This is a genomic window from Brevibacillus sp. LEMMJ03 (assembly GCF_007197875.1).
Lineage (GTDB): Bacteria > Bacillota > Bacilli > Brevibacillales > Brevibacillaceae > Brevibacillus > Brevibacillus thermoruber.
Genome location: NZ_VKJN01000010.1, coordinates 21,037 through 39,315, shown reverse-complemented (window position 1 = coordinate 39,315; position 18,279 = coordinate 21,037). Strand labels below are relative to the sequence as shown.

Below are 18,279 nucleotides of genomic sequence, written 5' to 3'. Positions count from 1 at the left end.
AAACGAGCGAAGCTGCTGAGGGGGAGTCGGGCGTGAAGGACGTGAACGTGATCATTACCGGATTTGGCACGGTGGGCAGAGAAGCGGCCCGCCTGCTGGATGAGCGGCGGGAACGCTACCGGACGCGGTACGGCGTGGAGGTGAGGCTTGTCGGCGTCGCCCGTTCCCGAACCGGCTGCTACGATGATCAGGGTTTGGCCGCGGAGGTTTGGGAGGCGTTTGCGCGCGGCGAACTGGCCGGCGATCCGGCGTGTACGGGAGCCGATTTTCTCACCCGCACCCGCCCTGATGTACTGATCGAAACCGGTCCCTCCGACTACGTCACGGGCGGGGCTGGTTCCGTTTACATGAAAACCGCGCTGGCACAGGGAACGCACGTGATTGCGGTCTCCAAAGGGGCGCTCGTCGCCGACTACCCGGGACTGGCCGCGCTGGCGAAGAAAACCGGCGCCGTCCTGAAAATCAGCGGCGCCACAGCGGCCGCACTGCCAACCGTCGATCTTCTCGAATACAATCTGGCGGGATGCGAAGCGGCCGTCGTGGAAGGCATTTTGACCGGGACGGCCAATTTTGTGCTGAGCAGCATGATGGAAGCGGACATCCCGTACGAGGAAGCGATCCGCCGGGCACAGGAACTGGGGATCGCCGAGCCCGACCCGCGCTTTGACGTGGAGGGATGGGACACCGCCTGCAAGCTGACGATTATCGCCAACGCCGCGTTCGGGGCGGGCCTGCGCCTGGACGACGTGAAGCGGACGGGAATTGCGCATCTGACGCGCGCGCAGATGGACGCGTGGCGGCAGGTCGGACGCGTGCCCAAGCTCGTCGGCAGCATTCGGCGGACGGCGGAAGGGGTGAAAGCGGCCGTGGAACTTCGCCTGTACGAGCGTGACCATCCCTTCGCCCGCGTTCACGGCACGACCAAGGCCATCCGGGTCGAAACGGACGCGATGGGCGAACTGCTGGTCATCGGCGGTAAGTCCGATCCGCGCGCTGCTGCGGCGGCTGCGTTGAAAGATTTGGAGCACATCCTCCAGGCATTCGACTAGAACCGGCTGCCTTCCTGAAATCAAAGAGGGGCGGCCGGCGGGAAGGATGCGGCGCGAAATTGTCCGGTTCCGCCGCAAAGTGACGCACTGTTTCGAAAAAAAACACCGGCGCGATTCTATAGGGGAAAAAGGGGGAAGCGCGAATGGCGGAAGTCAACGTGTATCATTACAATGCGTTTGGCACCGCACCCGACAAGGGCAATCCGGCGGGGGTCGTGCTTGACGCCAGCGATCTTGACGACGAGCACATGCTGGCGGTCGCCCGTCAGGTGGGTTACAACGAAACGGCATTTGTTCTGCCGGCCGAGACGGCTGATCTGCGCATTCGGTTTTTCACGCCCGGCCATGAGGTGAATCTCTGTTCGAGGGTTCCCTGGACGATTTGGCCGGGGCGATCGGGCTGACCAGAGCCGACCTGGACGAGGAACTTCCGGTCATGTACGGCAGCACCGGCATCTGGACCCTTCTGGTTCCGGTGAAGCGGCTGGAATCCTTTCGCCGCATGTCCCCCCGCAATGGGGCGTTTCCGGCCGTGCTCACGACCATGCCCCGTGCGTCCGTCCACCCGTTCTGTCTGGAAACCTACGACCCGTCCGCCCAGATGCACGGACGCCATTTTTCTTCACCGTATTCGGGAACGGTGGAGGATCCGGTGACCGGCACCGCTTCCGGGGTGATGGGCGCCTATTACGCCAGCTACATTCGCACGCCGGACGCGTGGCCGCTGTCGCTTGTCGTGGAGCAGGGGCACGAGATGGGACGGGAAGGGAACGTGCACGTCGAAGTACACCAGGCCGGTGATCAGTTGGATGTCACCATCGCGGGAACGGGCGTCTATGTACGGGAGTCGCTGGTCCGCGTCGAAAGCGGCCGATGACGCCGCCAGCAAAAAAGCCGTGCCTCTCACGCGAGAAGCACGGCTTGCTGATTCTCTGTTCGCTGGTTATCCGGTAAATTCCTGCACCCAGTACCCGTTGTGGTAGGCCACGCCAATTTTCGTGAAGTTCGGATTCAAAATATTGGCACGATGGCCTTGGCTGTTCATCCATTGCTGCATAACTTCCTGCGGGCTGCGCTGACCCATGGCGATATTTTCGCCGGCGGTTCTGAAGGTGATGCCGTATCGTTTCATCATGTCAAACGGAGAACCGTAGGTCGGGCTGGTGTGGCTGAAGTAATGGTTTTGGTACATGTCGACCGCTTTGTCCATGGCCACTTTGGACAGGGCGCTGTCCAGCGTCAGCGGCTTCAGCCCGGCTTTGGCGCGCTCCTGGTTCACCAGGTCGGCCACCTGCTTGGCAAATTGGGAAACGGACGGTGCCGCTTGTTGGGCCGGAGCTTTCGGCTGGGCAACGACCTTGTCACCGGTCGGAGCGGCAGGCTTCTGTACCGGGTACTGTACCGGCAGTTGAACCGGTTTTTGAACCGGCTGTTTCACCGGTACCGGCATGTACACTTTCCATACGGGGCTTACGCTCGGTGCTTGTTGGAAAGAACCGAAGTATTGAACGTAGGGGAACCACTGTTTTTGGCCGGCGATCGATTTGTACGGGCAAGTCGTCGCGGCAAATGCGGACGTGGAAATGCTGGTGACGGCCAATCCCATAGCGATGGCGATGATCGGCTTGGCAAATCGTTTCATGTGCACATCGTCTCCTATTCTTCGCCTACGAGGTTAGTTGTCGGGTTGGGATTGAGGAGACAACCCTTCGCCATTCGGCGATTCACCCCATGCAGACCGTGGTCTGCAAAAAAAGTCCCCCGCACTTCCGCTGTCGGAAGTTTCGGCTTGTTTTTGGCTCGGTTACGAGGATAACAAAGATACCGGCAAAAGGAAACCTTCAAAATATGGAAACGATGGTTGCTCAGCGTGACGACCGGCGGAATGACGCCAGCCGCGCCCGCTGTCATCGGCGGTATAGCAATCTCGGAAATGGAACCATACTAAACGGGAAACCAAAACGGGAGGCGATGAGGGATGGACAAACAGACGGATGTCAATGTGGAACTGCAGCAGGTGGGCGCGTATCCGACAAAGCAGAAAATGCACCAGCAAAACGTGCCGCTGCTGGATGAGGAGGCGCACGAGACGCCCCCGGCGAAGCAGCCTTCCGCCGAAGATACGCAGGGTTGACCAGGCTGTCAGTCCGGCGGAACGATTACCGACAGGGAGTAGAGGAACAAAAAGGTTATCCTGCCCAGGCGGGATAACCTTTTTTCATGACGTTCGTGACGGCCGGCGCTGGCAAATCGACGTGCTCCCATCCATTCCGCCATACATGAAGAAAAAGTTTTGAATAACAAGAATGCTTCTTGTCGTCAGAAGCATGGATGATATAATGAAAAAGCTGCCATTTCTGGGAGGTGTAACATGACCGGACAAATCGAATGGTTGCGAAGCAAAAGTCCCGCCTTTTGTTCAGCAGTCAGCATCGAGCCGATTCACAAAGGATTTTCGTCCGACAGAAAATACCTGGTCCGCATGGAGTCGGGAGAACGGCGAGTCCTGCGCATTGCGGACCAGAGCCGCTGGGAACGAAAGCGGTCTGAGTTTCACACCCTCCATGCCCTGCAGCCGTTCGGGGCGAGCATTCCGCAGCCGATTGAATGCGGGATCGCAGAGGACCTGCAGATTTGCTACATCCTGCTGTCCCATATCGACGGAGAGGACGCCAGGGACATCCTGCCTCTCTGTACGGAAGAAGAACAGTTCTGCATCGGATGGCAGGCGGGTCAAGACCTGAAGAAATTGCACCAGCTTCACGCTCCGTCCGACATCCCCGCCTGGCATTCGCGAGCCGTCCAAAAACACGCGAGATACCTCGAAGCGTATCGCACCGCTGGTCTGGCCATCCCGCACGACGAGAAAATCATGGTGTTTGTGGAAGAAAACAAAGCGTATCTGCGCAAGCGGCCAAACCGGTTCCAGCACGATGACTTCCACGTGGGCAATCTGATCGCAAAGGACAAGCAGTACGCCGGGGCCATCGATTTCGACCGGTACGATTGGGGAGACCCCATCCACGACTTTTGCAAGCTGGCCTTGTTCAGCAGGGAGGTAAGCGTTCCCTTTTGCTTCGGCCAGATCTGCGGATATTTTTATCCGAACGAGATCCCGCCGGCGTTTTGGACGCTGTACGCGGTCTACGTGGCGATGAGCCTGTTCTCCGCCGTGGTCTGGACCGCCCGCGTGGTTCCGGACCAGCTTCAGGAGATGCTCAGCCGAGTGCGGCTCATTGCGGAAGATCACCTGTATTTTGAACGCGTGGAACCGGCGTGGTTTTCGGCAGACCGCGACAAGTGGGAATCGGTTGCGCGGTCGCTGTGCCAACATTGATGGTGAACACGCAATCCTGGAAAGGTAGGGGAAGAAAATGGCGGATGTGGCGGTGTTTCAGCAAAACGGGTTTCACGCCCGGTTTGATTGGGGGTATGAAGGGGTAAAGGCCTTGGCACCCGTTTCCGACATCGTCGTGATCGTCGATGTGCTCTCGTTTACCACCTGCGTCGATGTCGTCCTCGCTCGGGGCGGAGTGGTATATCCGTATCGCTTTCGGGACGCGTCCGCCTCGGAATACGCGGCCAGGGTCCATGCCGTTTTGGCCGGTAAACGCGGCGAACCCATCTCGCTGTCTCCCGCTTCGCTCTCCGCGATTCACGAGGGGTGCCGGATCGTACTGCCGTCGCCCAACGGGGCCACGTGCGCCTTTTTGGCAAAGGACAGCGGCGCGGTCGTGGTGGCCGGCAGTTTGCGAAATGCCTCGGCGGTGGCCCGGTTCATCCGACAAACAGGGGGCGTCGTCACGGTGATCGCCAGCGGGGAGCGGTGGCCGGACGGCAGCCTCCGTCCCGCTTTCGAGGACATGGTTGCGGCGGGGGCGATCCTCGGCGAGCTTCGCGGATACTGGCTTTCTCCGGAGGCCCGCCTGGCTGTCGCTGCCTTTGACGCCACCAAGCCGGAGCTGTACCCGCTGCTGTGTGAGTCCGCCTCGGGACGGGAGCTGATCGCGGCGGGATTTGCCGAGGATGTGGCGATCGCTTCCGCTTGGAATGCCAGTCAGACGGTTCCTGTGCTCAATCGGGAAGGGGCGTTTGTTCCCGGACGATAGTGGGGGATGAAGCCATGCAGATGTTTTTTCATCCCCCTGCCGCCAAGCCGACGCGCAGGCAGCCGAGAACCGTCGGCAAGCAATCTTTGATGCTCTTCAAGAAACTCTCCTCTGAATTAAACAGTCGTTTAAAAGAACTCTTTCGTCTTCATTTTAAAGGTGAGATGGTTCTGCCCCCGCTTACCTGAACCGTTTTCCCGTCACAACGTGAATCAGATCAGGCCGGGTTCGCCAAAGCGCATTCAATTTGGCAGGGCCCAATTCTCGCGTAATCTCCTCAATCATAATGTCATGTCTGATATACTCGGTCGCGACGAGCACGAGCGCAGGGTCTCTCGTCTTGACCGCCCAAGCGGAAGACGTGTCACCTCCAACGATAGTGGTTATGCAGCTACCTACCCGTAAAGTTGCTGCACACTTGATTGTCAATCAACAACCGTATGTGCCTGATGGCAAAAGGTACCTCGTACTGGCTCCGTACCTGGAATGACGAGAAACTCAGATAACAAAAAGCGGTGTTTACAGGGACACGAATCGGGCCATGTGATTCTTTTGCCAAGGGTAACGTCCATACGAGATGGACTTGATCCATGCAGGTAGGTGTACTATAATTACAAACAATTTGATTGGTTAATAATAACAAAACATAAAAATTGATCCAAAAACGACCTGTTTTCAATTGGGAGAAATGAACAGCAAGCGGCAAACAAACTCAGACACACGGTGAGGGTGAATGGTCATCCAATGGAGGAGAGGGTACATTGAAAAAGATACTATCGAGTTTGCTGCTCTTTCTATTCGCGGTGTCTTTTCTGTTGGCTTACCATCAAGCCTATCGGGATGAACTCGATCAACTGGAAAAGGCAGGAGAGGAGATTTCAAAGCCGTTTACGATTCCCAACTATGCCAATTTTGCTTCACCGGATGAGATGTACCCGATTTTACTCGAAGCGGCGCTGGAAACAAAGGTCAATCTCTTCCGTACACACATCGATTACAGTGTGGATGACGAGGTCCGGATTCACAAATACGTGCTCCTGACAGACAACACCCGGTTGTTTGATTCCTTTCGATTGAAAAGCGGCAGATTTCTGACTGCGGAAGACACCCAACAGGGCAATTCGTTTCTATCCACGGCAGACTCCGGAGACGAGGATCAGGTGGGGAGGATCAAGAGTTTCGGAAACCATACCCTGTTCGAAATGAAACCGCTCCGGTTTGCTTATAAACACCTTCCCGTAGAAGGCCGGTATTTTGTGGAGGCATCTGAGGCACAATACAAGGAGTTTGTGGAACGGGTCATCAACAAGATCATGGCTGCTAAACTGGTTGACCAGGGGACTCTGCTTACTCCTGAAGATTTCAAGGGTCAATCTAACAATTCTGGAGAAATGGAAATCGAGGATGATTTCTTCGCATATATCAGGTACGTGATTTTTATCATCACGATCTTTATGCTCATTTACTATATGTTTAACGAATCCAAGCGGATCGGCGTGTTGAAAATGCACGGCCTGTCCAACGTGCGCCTGTGGTACGTCGTTGTCGGGAGATGGATTACCGTTGTTTTTGCGCTGGCCGCGGTGATCTCTATACTAGCGTCCTTGGTAATAAAAGATACGACTGGTCAGTTCATGGGAAGCGTCTTCCTCTCTCAATTGACGAGTTATGTCATTGTCACGTTGATTTCACTCATCGCGTATATCTTTCTTTCTCGAATAAAGATTGTCGACGTGATCAAAAACCGCAAGGAAACGAATGGCATCTTTGCATTGAACACGCTGCTCAAGACCGGATGCTCCCTCTTTCTCATCCTGGTCATCCTTTCCATCTGGAGCCAGTATCATGATTTGCGCATCAAACAGGAAAATCTGAAAAGCTGGGAGCGCAGCAAGGATTACGGTGTGTTCTATCCCCTAAAGGTCGGGAACGATTTGGAGGATATAGAGAAAGGTGCGCACAAAATGACGGTAACGCAAGTCACGGCCCTTTATCCTCTACTCAACCGCATGGGAGCCGTATTCATCGATGCGGGGGACTATGAGCAAACAGCGCTTCGTTTGAACAGTGGGTTTGACGGTATACGTACTATATCGGTAAATCCTAATTATCTGCGGGAGTTTCCCGTCTATAATGCACAAAATCATCCTGTGATGATTTCCGAGGATACGAGCGATTTGATTTTGCTTGTACCTGCAAAATATCGCAGCAATGAAAAAGATATTTTGGATTACATCAAGAAATCCAGAAAAAGTCGTGCGGAAGGGGATGAAAACCTGTTTCACGTGGAGATTCCCGATCGCGTACGGAATCAACCGTTGAAAATCATCTGGATCGCAAACGGGCAGAAAATATTCAGCTTTAATCCGGAAGTATTTCGCATGGAAAACAACATGATTGTCGATCCGATCATCCAGGTGGTCACCGAGAAAAACAGTCTCGTTGCAGACAAGGCAAACATGATGAGTGGTGGCGGGGGCAGCGATCCGTTGAAAGTGAAACTGATCAACAGAGACACCGAGCAGACGTTACAGGCGCTTGAACCTGAATTAAAAAGGCTGAAACTGGATGACAACCTGCCAAGCCTGATCACCGTCGAACAGTACGTGTTGGGGCAGATATACGAGCTGCAAAAGCAGAGGAACCAGCTATTGTTCATCAGCCTCGGACTGGCAGCGGGATTGTTGGTGCTTGTTGTGCAGAATTTGAGCATCTTTTTCAGCAAATACCAGCAAAGAATTATTGTTCGTCGATTGTTTGGGACGGGTTTCTTCCGAACGTACAAGGAGTATCTGTGGCTGTTGACAGCGACCTGGGTGATTCAGATTGGCATTTGTTTCCTGATGAACAACGGGCTGGCATCCCTTCTGTTGCAGGAGGCGGCGAGGGTTTTTGCCGTGGCGACATCCATCCACGAGGCCATGGGTTCCTCTGACATCAACGTGCTTGCAGCAGGCGTCGGGGTGGTGGCGGTGGAATTTGCAGCGTCTGTTCTAGCACTTTTCATCATCGAGCAACGGAACAAAGTGAACATTCTGAAAGGGGAGGGATAAACGGCATGAACACGGTATGCGAACTGGTGGATGTCAGCAAGCGCTATCAAGACCACGTGGTTCTTGACCAGATACATTTGCAGGTCTGCGAGGGGGAGATGCTCGCCATTACCGGGAAAAGCGGTTCCGGCAAGACAACCGTTCTCAATATCATGGGATTGCTGGAAAAGCCGAGCAGCGGTACTGTCAAACTGTTTGGCGAGAACAGCCCACGGATTGGTTCGGCTCAGGCAAACAGGCTTCTCCGGACCAGAATCGCTTATCTGTTCCAGAATAACGCATTGATTGATGATGCGACGGTGGACGAAAATCTTGAAATCCCGCTACTCTATTCAAAGGCAGCGAGAAAGGAAAAGCAAAAACGAAAGCTGGATGCACTGGAGAAGGTGGGGCTGGATATACCGCTCAAGCAGAAAATATATGGCCTTTCAGGCGGGGAGCAGCAGAGGGTGGCAATCGCGAGAATCCTGTTAAAACCCTGCGAGCTCATCCTTGCCGATGAACCCACGGGCTCATTGGATGCCGACAACCGGAACGAAATCGTAAAGCTGCTGCAGGGACTCAATCAGGAAGGCAAAACCATCGTCATCGTTACGCACGATCAGTACGTTGCGGAAGCGTGTGACAGAATCGTTAAACTGTCGTGAGGGTGCCTGCCCCCTTTGCAGGGACAGGATCAACAAGCCTTCGCGAATGAATCAGCCAGTTGCCGACATGCGAATCGGCCGCTGGCTGATTCGTTTGAGGTGCAACCGTCCCTGATTGTTCTTGCCCTGTGCTCCACAAATGATTGAACAATCACATATTTTTTACTTTTGATTTACGTCAAGCATATTGATTTACCAAATGTTTTTTTAGCTGATACAATTGTCTTCATGACAAAAACATATTACAATACAAGTACTTCAGCAGCGAAGCAGAAAGGAAATGGTGAACAATTTTTCTCACTATTAGGAATGCTGAATAAAAAATGTGCAGTCAAGAAAAAACGGGTACCTGCCGCATCATCGCGGATGAAACGGAGGGTGTCCAGCAGCATTCCTGAAATGACAGCCGGTATTGGCAGAAAGGAAGAGGGAGCCGGAGTGGCAAACAAGGAATTGAAGCGGGGCCTGCAAGCGCGTCATATTCAGATGATCGCGTTGGGCGGAACAATTGGTGTTGGTTTATTCATGGGATCGGCGAGCACGATCAAATGGACAGGTCCGTCCGTGATGCTCGCGTATGCAATCGTCGGGCTTTTTATCTTTTTCATCATGCGCGCGATGGGGGAAATGTTGTACCTGGAACCCAGCACAGGTTCATTTGCGACCTTTGGCCACAAGTACATTCACCCCCTGGCAGGTTATGTGACGGCCTGGAGCAACTGGTTTCAGTGGGTCGTCGTCGGGATGTCGGAAATTATTGCCGTCGGGACTTACATGAAGTACTGGTTCCCGGATTTGCCCGCCTGGATACCGGGGTTGATCGCGATGCTGATTCTCGGAGCGGCGAACTTGTTCTCCGTGAAATCGTTTGGTGAATTTGAGTATTGGTTTGCCATGATCAAGATCGTCACCATCGTCTTGATGATCGTTGCCGGGTTTGGGCTGATCTTCTTCGGAATCGGCAACGGCGGAAACGCCATCGGGTTATCGAATCTGTGGGAACACGGCGGCTTTTTTACGGGCGGCTGGACGGGCTTTTTCTTTGCGCTCTCGCTGGTGATTGGGGCTTATCAAGGTGTCGAGCTCATCGGGATTACGGCGGGTGAGGCAAAAGACCCCCGAAAAACGCTGACGAGCGCGATTCAAAGTATCATTTGGCGGATTCTGATCTTCTACATCGGCGCGATCTTTGTGATTGTAACCGTTTACCCGTGGGATCAACTGCAAACCATCGGCAGCCCGTTCGTGGCAACCTTCGCGAAAATCGGGATCACGGCCGCAGCGGGGTTCATTAACTTTGTCGTCATCACTGCCGCCATGTCTGGCTGCAACAGCGGCATTTACAGTGCGGGACGCATGCTGTACACGCTGGGAGTAAATGGACAGGCGCCGAAAATCTTTACGAAGCTGTCTCACAACGGCGTGCCGCTGCTCGGAACGATCGGCGTTCTTGTGGGGCTGGGCGTAGGCGTTGTCTTGAACTATCTGGCACCGGAAAATCTGTTTGTGTATGTATACAGTGCCAGTGTGCTTCCCGGCATGGTTCCGTGGTTTGTGATTCTGATCAGTCAAATCCGATTCCGAAAAGCAAAAGGAGCTGAAATGGCTCATCATCCGTTCAAAATGCCTTTTGCGCCCGTGTCGAACTATGTTACGATTGCTTTTCTGATCATGGTGTTGGTCGGCATGTGGGTGAATGAAGAGACGCGCATCTCCCTTGTGGCGGGAATGGTCTTCCTGGGTATCGTCGTGATCAGTTATTTCGCATTTGGAGTGGGCAAGGCCAATTCGACGGAGAAGGGAACCAATAAGGAAATCGCGCATCAACGGATGAGCGGGTAAACGAGAAACAGAAATCGATCCACAAAGAGGGACATTGAGAAACGATGTCCCTATTTTTTATGTTCGAAATCATCATTTCCTTGAAACGGCTGCGCACCGGGGGCAGTCACATTGCGCACCTGTTTTTTCTATCGACGCCGAGTATGCTAAGATGGAAGGAAACAGGTAATTGGAGGACATTTGCGTGGAAAGCAAGGACGAGCGAAAGCCGAACCGATTGAGAAACGAGAAGTCTCCTTATTTGCTTCAGCATGCCTACAACCCCGTTGATTGGTATCCGTGGGGAGAAGAAGCGTTCAACAAAGCCAAACAGGAAGACAAACCCATCTTCCTCAGCATCGGCTACAGCACCTGCCACTGGTGTCACGTCATGGAACGCGAATCGTTTGAAGCCGAAGAAGTGGCTGCGCTGCTGAACGAAAAATTCGTCGCCATCAAGGTGGACCGGGAAGAGCGGCCGGATGTGGACCACATCTACATGACCGTCTGCCAGGCCATGACCGGACAGGGCGGATGGCCGCTGACGATTGTGATGACGCCGGAGAAAAAGCCGTTTTTTGCCGGGACGTATTTTCCCAAGTCGGCCAAGTGGGGACGGCCGGGCGTGATGGACATTCTGCGGCAGCTCTCCGAGATCTGGGAGAACGACCGGGGACGGATCGACCGCAGTGTGGACCACATTTACAACACGCTGGCGCCGCAGATGGCCCGGACCGATCCGGGGACGCTGAGCCGGGAGACCTTTGTGGAAGCGTTGGAGCTTTACAAACGGCAGTTTGACGACGTCTACGGGGGATTTGGCGACGCGCCCAAGTTTCCCACGCCGCACAACCTCATTTTCCTGCTGCGCCACGCCCAGGCGGCCGGTGAGGCGGACGCGCTGCACATGGCGGAAACCACGCTGGAGTGCATGCGCCGCGGCGGCATTTACGACCACGTGGGATTCGGATTCGCCCGCTACTCGGTGGATCGGGAGTGGCTGGTGCCGCACTTTGAAAAGATGCTCTACGACAACGCGCTTCTGGCCTACGCGTATCTGGAGGCGTACCAGGCCACCGGCAAGCACGACTACGCCCGCGTCGCCCGCGACATTTTCACCTACATCCTGCGCGACATGACCGACCCGGACGGGGGGTTTTATTCGGCGGAAGACGCCGATTCGGAAGGAGAAGAAGGTAAATTTTACATCTGGACGCCGTGGGAAGTCCGCGATGTGCTGGGGGATGAGCTGGGGCAGCTTTACTGCGACGCGTACGACATCACGGAGAGCGGCAATTTTGAAGGGCGCAGCATCCCCAATCTGATCCGGACCGATCTGGACTCGCTTGCCCGCCGCCGGGGGATGGCCGCCGAGGAATTGACACGGTTGCTGGAACAAGCCCGCCAGAAGCTGTTCGCTCGACGGGAACAGCGGGTGCATCCGGGGAAGGACGACAAGATTCTGACGTCCTGGAACGGCTTGATGATCGCGGCGCTGGCCAAAGGAGGGCTGGTGCTGGAGGAGCCCGAATATCTGCGGGCGGCGGAACGGGCTGTCGGGTTTATCGAGAGCAGGCTGCGCGACGCCAACGGCCGCCTGCTGGCCCGCTACCGCGACGGCGAGGCGGCGTATCTCGGCTATGTGGACGACTACGCCTTTCTCATCTGGGGGCTCACGGAACTGTTTGAGGCCGGACAGGATCCGCGGCACCTGCAGCGGGCGCTGGAGCTGGCCGATGATCTGCTCCGCCTGTTCTGGGATGAACAAAACGGCGGGCTGTTCTTCTACGGCAGCGACGGCGAACAGCTCATCGCCCGTCCCAAGGAAATTTACGACGGCGCGACCCCTTCCAGCAACGGCGTCGCCGCCTACACCTTCCTCCGGCTGTTCTACCTGACGGGCCGAAGCGATTTGCGCGACAAGGCGGAACGTCTGCTGACGTCGTTTGCGGGGAGCATCAACCACTATCCGATCGGGTACAGCTTTTCCCTCTTGGCGATGCAGCAGCTCCTGCATCCGGTGCGGCAGGTGGTGATCGCGGGCCCGAGAGGCGATGAGCGGACGCAGGCGTTTTTCAAGGAGACGCGCCGCGGCTACGCCCCCTTCACGTTGACCGTGCTGCACGATCCGACGGAAGGGCTGGGCGGCATTGCCGAGGCGGTCCGGGACAAACAGATGCAGGGGGGCGAAGTGACGGCCTACATCTGCGAAAACTTTGCCTGCCGCGCGCCGCTCACCGATTGGGAACAGTTCCGGGCGGAGCTGGAGCAGACGCGCGCGTGAGGGATTGCTCCTAGAAAACACGGCGGCCGCTGCCGCTGCCCGGCAGGCACAGGCGGGCCAGCGTGGCCAACCCCAGGTAGCCGAACAGCGGATACAGCACCATCAGCAGCTCGGAGTAGCCGATCAGACAGAGCGAGAAGCTGAAGCCGAACAGGAGCAGATAAAGACGGGATTCGGGGACGTCAAACAGTTCCCGAAGCTGCTGGCCGATGCCGAACACGTTGGAGATCAGCGTGGTGAAAATTTCGGAGTACAGGACGAAGACGAAAAAGTGCTGCAGCCAATCGTTCCACTGCTCCGTGATGTAGATGATCGGGATGTCCATCAGGCGGACGTCATCCCAGTTGGCCAGCATGGCCGCGTGAACGATCATCAGCATGAGACCCAGCCCGATGCCGCCGAGAATTGCCGCCCGCTTGAGCACGATCGTTTCCCGGATCGCATACCCGATGGGGATGAGGACGGATTGGGCCATGGCCAGATTAAACGACACGTACAGCACCGACTTCCACATGAAGCCGAGCGTGTTGGGAGGCGTGAGCGGGAGCGGCGATTCCGCGTGTCCGCTTGCCAGAATCAGCAGGGAAAAGAGCAGCATCGACGGAACGATGAGCGAGTTTACCGCCAGCAGCCGGTCCAGTCCGTGGCGGATGATGACAAACGCCAGGACCGCCGTTCCCGACGTCCCCAGGAGGTACGGGAGGTGAAACTGTTCTTCCAGGACGGAACCGGCTCCCGCCAGCATGACCGTGGTTACGCCCAGCAGGGTGAGGAACACGAGCAGATTGATCGCCCGGCCGAGGACAGGACCAAACAGCTTCTGATTGAACGAATCGTACGAGGGCGTCTGCATGCGCTGGGCCAGCCGCATCATGTTGTACCCCAGCCAGACGAACAGGGCGGTGGCGAGCAGGATGCCCAATGTGCCCCAATGGCCGTACGACGTAAAAAAGGCGAGGATTTCCTGACCGCTGGCAAAGCCGGCCCCGACAACCGTTCCGATGTAGGTGGCGGCCACCTGTACGCTTTTTCCCCACAGCTTCATACGCGTGCTGTCCATTCCTTTCGTAGAAAACGTGCTAGTACCAGTGTATGAGGCATGGCCCAAAACAGAAGAGCGAGATCGCCGCGATGTCACAAAAGCGATCCGCCGGACGTCATATTTACGGTACGGCCAGAAAGGAGGGAGGGCGTGACAGACGTTGCCCAGTTGTACACCACCTATAAACCGCTGCTGTTTTCCCTGGCTTACCGGATGGTGGGCACCATCACGGACGCGGAAGACATGGTGCAGGACACGTTTCTGTCGCTGGAGCGAACGCGGACGGACGAGATTCACAACATCAAGGCGTTTTTATGCAGAACCCTCACCAACAAATGCATCGACTTTCTGCGCAGGGCACGCAAACAGCGGGAAGTTTACGTGGGGCCGTGGCTCCCGGAGCCGCTTGTCCTCACAAGCGAGGAGGGGGACCCGGTTCATGAAGTGATGACGCATGACCGGCTGTCCATCGCGTGCCTGATGCTGATGGAATCGCTGTCGCCGACAGAGAGAGCGGTGTTTGTGCTGCGGGAGGTCCTGGCCTGCGACTACCGGGAAATCGCCGAGCTGGTGGGCAAGACGGAAGCCAACTGCCGCAAGATCTTCAGCCGGGTCAGACAAAAACTGTCCCACCGACTGCCGGATGAACCCATCGATTACGCGCAGCACGAACAGCTTGTGGAGCGATTTCTCGCGGCGATGCGCGACGGCGATGCCGACACGCTGCTGGCTCTGCTCGCCGAAGAGGTGACGCTTTATTCGGACGGCGGCGGCAAAGTCCGGGCCGCGATTTTTCCGATATGCACCCGGGAGCGGGTGCTGGCGTTCCTTTTGGGGGTCGCCAAAAAAACGTCCGCCTTCCGGGCGGGCCGCATGGCCAATGTGAACGGCATGCCGGGTCTGCTGTGCGTTCGGGACAACCGCCTCTTTGCCGTCATGAGCTGCTCCGTTCGCTGCGGGAGGGTGGAAGCGATCTACCTGATCCTCAATCCGGAGAAGCTCCGGCACGTTCCCGCGATGGAGACGACATAAACAGAAGCCTCGCCGACCGGCTGAGGCTTCTTTCCGTTTTGCACGTATTCAGATCAGAAACATGGCCACCAGCGTGGTAACCAGCAGTCCGATCGCGACCGGGTAGAGGTTGCGCCGCGCCAATTCGAACGGATCGACGCCGCAGATGGCGGCAGCCGGGAGCAGCGCCCACGGGATGATCGTGCCGCCGCCCACCCAGATGGCAGCGATTTGCCCGAGCGCGGTCAGCGTCGCCGCTCCGCTTCCCAGCGCGGTCGCAAACAGTTGGGCCAGGGAGCCGGCCAGCGTGATGCCGGAGAATCCCGATCCGTCCAGTCCGGTAATGACGCCGATCGCCGTCAGGGCGAGAGCGGCCACCTCCTTGCCGATCGGGATGGTGTGGGCGAGTGCAACGCCCAGATCGTTGACGATCCCATGGGAACCGTTCGGCAGCGTCTCGCCAAACACCTTGACGAATCCGCTGTCACCCATGTAGAAAAACGCGGCGATCGGTATGACGGGGCCAAACACCCGAAATCCGAACTGAAATCCCTGGATCAGGTGAGCGGTTACTTGTTCCAGACCGGCCTGTCTGTGGGCCAACAGAGTGACCGCGAGCAGGATCAAAAGAGCGGTGCCGCCGAACAAGGCGGTGGCGTCGCCTCCTTTCAGATCCAGCGCGAACATGGCCGCGACATCCAGCAGAAACAGCAGGGGAACCAGAGCCGCCAGCCCGTTTCGCAGCACGGGGGAGAGCCGGACGGATGCGGCGTCGCGGGGCGCGGACGGAACGGCCGTTACTTCCGGATCGACGCGGAGCGCTCCGCTTTTCATGTCTTTGTACAGGTACCAAAACGCGGTCAAGGTGGTGACCGTCCCCATCACGATGACCAGCGGCACGCTGGCGGCCATCACCTCGGCGACGGGAAGGCCGGCCGCCTTGGCGGTGAGCGTGGGCGCGCCCTGAATGACAAAGTCACCGGACAAGGCGATGCCGTGGCCGAACAGGTTCATCGCAACGGCTGCGCCGACGGCGGGCAGCCCCACACGGAGAGCGACAGGCAGCATCACCGCGCCGATCAGCGCCACGGCCGGCGAAGGCCAAAAGAACCAGGACATGATCATCATGACGATACCGATCACCCAGTACGCCAGCGCCGGCGTACGCACCAGCGAGGCCATCGGCCGGATCATCGTTTCGTTGATGCCGGTCTCGGTCAGCACGCGGCTCATCGCGACGATGATGCAGATGACCAGAATCGTCGGCAGCAGTTCCGTCATCGCGTACATGAAGCTGCCGAACACGCCCCCCACCGCCGCCGCAACCGAACCGGTAGCCGTTAGGCCGAGCGCGGCGATCCCCGTGATGCAGATGAGACTGGTATCGCGTCGGAGCACCATGGTGGCGACGATGCCGATCACGAACAGGACGTACACCCCGTGGAGCCAGGACAGTTCAACACCCATGCCCATCCCTCCTTCTAGTGTGTCGGGCAAACCTCTCTTGTTCACACACTATGCGAGGGCACAGACATGGGTGAAAGCGGATCGTACGCTTACAATTTGCTGTAGTACAGCACGCGCCACACTTCCCACATCCAGTGATGGGTGACGTGGTCCAGCTCTTCCGTTCGGCTCAGGATTTTAAAAATCCGTTCCATCAGATGATCGTATTCTTCATCAGACAGTTGAAGCTGGGGCATGACTATCCTCCTTTTTGCATGTATTTCTCTTGTTGGTTATTGTTGCCAACGCGCACCTTTCATCATACGCGGGTGCCGCCGCCTTCATGATCGGCCGCCGGACCCGGGAGAGCACATTGGCTTGTGTGCGCGGATCAGGATGTATACACTACAGGTAGAGAGTGCCAACCCATGACAATCGAATCTTGCACGAGGGGGGAACGGCGCAGCACGTCTGCCGTGACAGCACGATTGCGCCAGAGATAATGAACAGGACGATGCCATTGACACACAAGTTGGAACAAGCGGTCGAACTACTGGAGCGCCGTTTTCTCGAACGAAGCGAGCTGATCCGCCTGCTGCTCCTGGGCATCATGAGCGGAGAGAACGCCCTGCTGATCGGGCCGCCGGGTACGGCCAAATCGCAGATGGCCCGGGCCGTCGCCCAACTGTTCGGCTCCGAGCACTGGTTTGAATACCTGCTGACGCGGTTTACCACGCCCGACGAAATTTTCGGCCCCGTGTCGCTGCAGCAGTTGAAGCAGGACCAGTACGTGCGCAAGACGGCCGGCTACCTGCCGTCTGCCCAGTTCGCGTTTCTCGACGAGATCTTTAAAGCCAACAGCGCGATCCTCAACTCCCTGCTCTCCATTCTGAACGAGCGGGTCTATTTCAACGGGAGGGAAAAAGAGGCGGTGCCGCTGCTGTTTCTGATGGCCGCGTCCAACGAGCTGCCGTACGAGGACGAACAGTTGACGGCGCTGTACGACCGCTTTCTCATCCGCTACGAGGTGAGCTACCTGCAGCACGCCTCCAGCTACGAAAAAATGTTTTCGCTGCCGAGCGAGCCGCTGCCGGTTGTCTTTTCCCTCCACGATGTGAAGGACATCCAGCGCGAAGCATCCCGGGTCAGCATCCCGGAATCGCTGATCTATTTCCTCTACCGCTTGAAGCAGGACATGGAGGAAAAGGAGTTCGTCCTCTCCGACCGGCGGTGGAGCAAGATCGCCCACGTCTGGAAAACGTCGGCCGCTCTTCACGGCCGCGAAAGCGTCTCGATCTGGGATACGGTGTTTACGCCGCACATGCTCTGGGACGTGCCGGAAGATCTGCCCGTATTGCGGGAGCTGTTTGACCAGCGCTTCACCGAACAGTTGAAAGCGGACATGGAGCACGACTTGCCGCTTCGCCGCTGCAGGCAGACCGCCGAAAAGTGGATGGAAAAGGAAGCGGACCTGCACGCGTTTCAGTTCAAGAAAGAGATTGGGGCCAAACTGGGAAAAGAAGCCGCCGAGCGCTACCGCTCGCTCCTCGACGAATGCCGGCTGGAGCTGGAAGAGACAGGCCGCGACCTGCGCAACCGCCTGCTTCAGTGGCAGCAGCGGGAGCAGGACCTGACCGCGTACGTGCGGGAGAAAAACCGACTGCTGCCCAACCCGGAGAAATACACGGTCAAATACGCCCATTTGCGCATCGAGGGTGAGCGGATCCTGCAGATGCTGCAGGGCGTCTACCGAACGGTATTTGACCGGGAACTTCCCGGTACCGATTACGACTACACGCTGTAGGAAGGCAGGATGC

Annotated in this window: 15 protein-coding genes, 2 pseudogenes and 1 riboswitch; of the genes and pseudogenes, 12 read left to right on the top strand and 5 right to left on the bottom strand. The window is 56.9% G+C overall.

Features of this window, described 5'->3' with window-relative positions:
• Positions 1–32: 32 nt before the first annotated feature.
• Together FOI68_RS13840 and FOI68_RS13835 are read left to right on the top strand one after the other, a co-directional pair.
• Positions 33–1,049, top strand: a complete 1,017-nt coding sequence (locus FOI68_RS13840; protein WP_143863514.1) for a homoserine dehydrogenase — start codon at positions 33–35, stop codon at positions 1,047–1,049.
• A gap of 143 nt (positions 1,050–1,192) precedes the next feature.
• Positions 1,193–1,926 (top strand): annotated as a pseudogene (locus FOI68_RS13835) (PhzF family phenazine biosynthesis isomerase).
• A 66-nt stretch (positions 1,927–1,992) separates the two neighbouring features.
• On the opposite strand, the gene FOI68_RS13830 reads toward FOI68_RS13835, so the two are convergent.
• On the bottom strand, positions 1,993–2,691 hold the full coding sequence (locus FOI68_RS13830) for a CAP domain-containing protein (protein WP_035297616.1): 699 nt from the start codon (positions 2,689–2,691) through the stop codon (positions 1,993–1,995).
• A 7-nt stretch (positions 2,692–2,698) separates the two neighbouring features.
• Positions 2,699–2,849, bottom strand: a riboswitch (cyclic di-AMP (ydaO/yuaA leader).
• A 178-nt stretch (positions 2,850–3,027) separates the two neighbouring features.
• Between FOI68_RS13830 and FOI68_RS23510 the strand changes: the two genes are divergently transcribed.
• From FOI68_RS23510 to FOI68_RS23505, 4 genes are all read left to right on the top strand, one after another.
• Entirely contained in the window at positions 3,028–3,183 is a 156-nt protein-coding gene (locus FOI68_RS23510; RefSeq protein WP_162836723.1) for a hypothetical protein, read from the top strand.
• Positions 3,184–3,420: 237 nt separating this feature from the next.
• Complete coding sequence (locus FOI68_RS13825) at positions 3,421–4,386, top strand: aminoglycoside phosphotransferase family protein (protein ID WP_143863513.1); 966 nt, start codon at positions 3,421–3,423, stop codon at positions 4,384–4,386.
• Between the two features lie 37 nt (positions 4,387–4,423).
• A complete protein-coding gene (locus FOI68_RS13820) occupies positions 4,424–5,158 on the top strand; it encodes a 2-phosphosulfolactate phosphatase (RefSeq protein ID WP_143863512.1) in 735 nt (244 codons plus the stop codon).
• Between the two features lie 14 nt (positions 5,159–5,172).
• Positions 5,173–5,346, top strand: a complete 174-nt coding sequence (locus FOI68_RS23505) for a hypothetical protein (RefSeq protein WP_185973950.1) — start codon at positions 5,173–5,175, stop codon at positions 5,344–5,346.
• On the opposite strand, the pseudogene FOI68_RS23985 reads toward FOI68_RS23505, so the two are convergent.
• Positions 5,339–5,518, bottom strand: a pseudogene (locus tag FOI68_RS23985) (TrmB family transcriptional regulator); the annotation flags it as partial. The gene FOI68_RS23505 and the pseudogene FOI68_RS23985 overlap by 8 nt on opposite strands.
• A gap of 401 nt (positions 5,519–5,919) precedes the next feature.
• Here FOI68_RS23985 and FOI68_RS13810 point away from each other — a divergent pair.
• The 4 genes from FOI68_RS13810 to FOI68_RS13795 all read left to right on the top strand — a co-directional run bounded on the left by FOI68_RS13810 (position 5,920) and on the right by FOI68_RS13795 (position 12,963).
• Positions 5,920–8,211 (top strand): bacteriocin-associated integral membrane family protein, encoded by a 2,292-nt coding sequence (locus FOI68_RS13810; RefSeq protein WP_143863511.1) that lies wholly within the window; start codon positions 5,920–5,922, stop codon positions 8,209–8,211.
• A 5-nt stretch (positions 8,212–8,216) separates the two neighbouring features.
• Positions 8,217–8,858, top strand: a complete 642-nt coding sequence (locus tag FOI68_RS13805; RefSeq protein WP_143863510.1) for an ABC transporter ATP-binding protein — start codon at positions 8,217–8,219, stop codon at positions 8,856–8,858.
• A 438-nt stretch (positions 8,859–9,296) separates the two neighbouring features.
• Positions 9,297–10,700: an amino acid permease gene (locus FOI68_RS13800; protein ID WP_143863600.1), complete on the top strand. Its 1,404-nt coding sequence runs from the start codon at positions 9,297–9,299 to the stop codon at positions 10,698–10,700.
• Positions 10,701–10,884: 184 nt separating this feature from the next.
• Complete coding sequence (locus tag FOI68_RS13795; RefSeq protein ID WP_143863509.1) at positions 10,885–12,963, top strand: thioredoxin domain-containing protein; 2,079 nt, start codon at positions 10,885–10,887, stop codon at positions 12,961–12,963.
• A gap of 10 nt (positions 12,964–12,973) precedes the next feature.
• Here the strand turns inward: FOI68_RS13795 and FOI68_RS13790 are convergent, their stop codons facing one another.
• Positions 12,974–14,008, bottom strand: a complete 1,035-nt coding sequence (locus FOI68_RS13790; protein WP_143863508.1) for a YkvI family membrane protein — start codon at positions 14,006–14,008, stop codon at positions 12,974–12,976.
• A gap of 147 nt (positions 14,009–14,155) precedes the next feature.
• On the opposite strand from FOI68_RS13790, the gene FOI68_RS13785 reads away from it, so the two are divergent.
• Positions 14,156–15,037, top strand: a complete 882-nt coding sequence (locus FOI68_RS13785; protein ID WP_255433476.1) for an RNA polymerase sigma-70 factor — start codon at positions 14,156–14,158, stop codon at positions 15,035–15,037.
• 48 nt (positions 15,038–15,085) lie between these two features.
• On the opposite strand, the gene FOI68_RS13780 is transcribed toward FOI68_RS13785, so the two are convergent.
• Together FOI68_RS13780 and FOI68_RS23500 are read right to left on the bottom strand one after the other, a co-directional pair.
• Complete coding sequence (locus FOI68_RS13780) at positions 15,086–16,483, bottom strand: hypothetical protein (RefSeq protein WP_143863506.1); 1,398 nt, start codon at positions 16,481–16,483, stop codon at positions 15,086–15,088.
• An 89-nt stretch (positions 16,484–16,572) separates the two neighbouring features.
• Positions 16,573–16,719 carry a hypothetical protein gene (locus tag FOI68_RS23500; protein ID WP_162836714.1) on the bottom strand — a complete coding sequence of 49 codons (147 nt, stop codon included), beginning with the start codon at positions 16,717–16,719 and terminating at the stop codon, positions 16,573–16,575.
• A gap of 245 nt (positions 16,720–16,964) precedes the next feature.
• Between FOI68_RS23500 and FOI68_RS13775 the strand changes: the two genes are divergently transcribed.
• The gene (locus tag FOI68_RS13775; RefSeq protein WP_143863505.1) at positions 16,965–18,266 is read left to right on the top strand and encodes an AAA family ATPase; all 1,302 of its coding nucleotides are present in this window, start codon (positions 16,965–16,967) and stop codon (positions 18,264–18,266) included.
• The last annotated feature ends 13 nt before the right edge of the window (positions 18,267–18,279 follow it).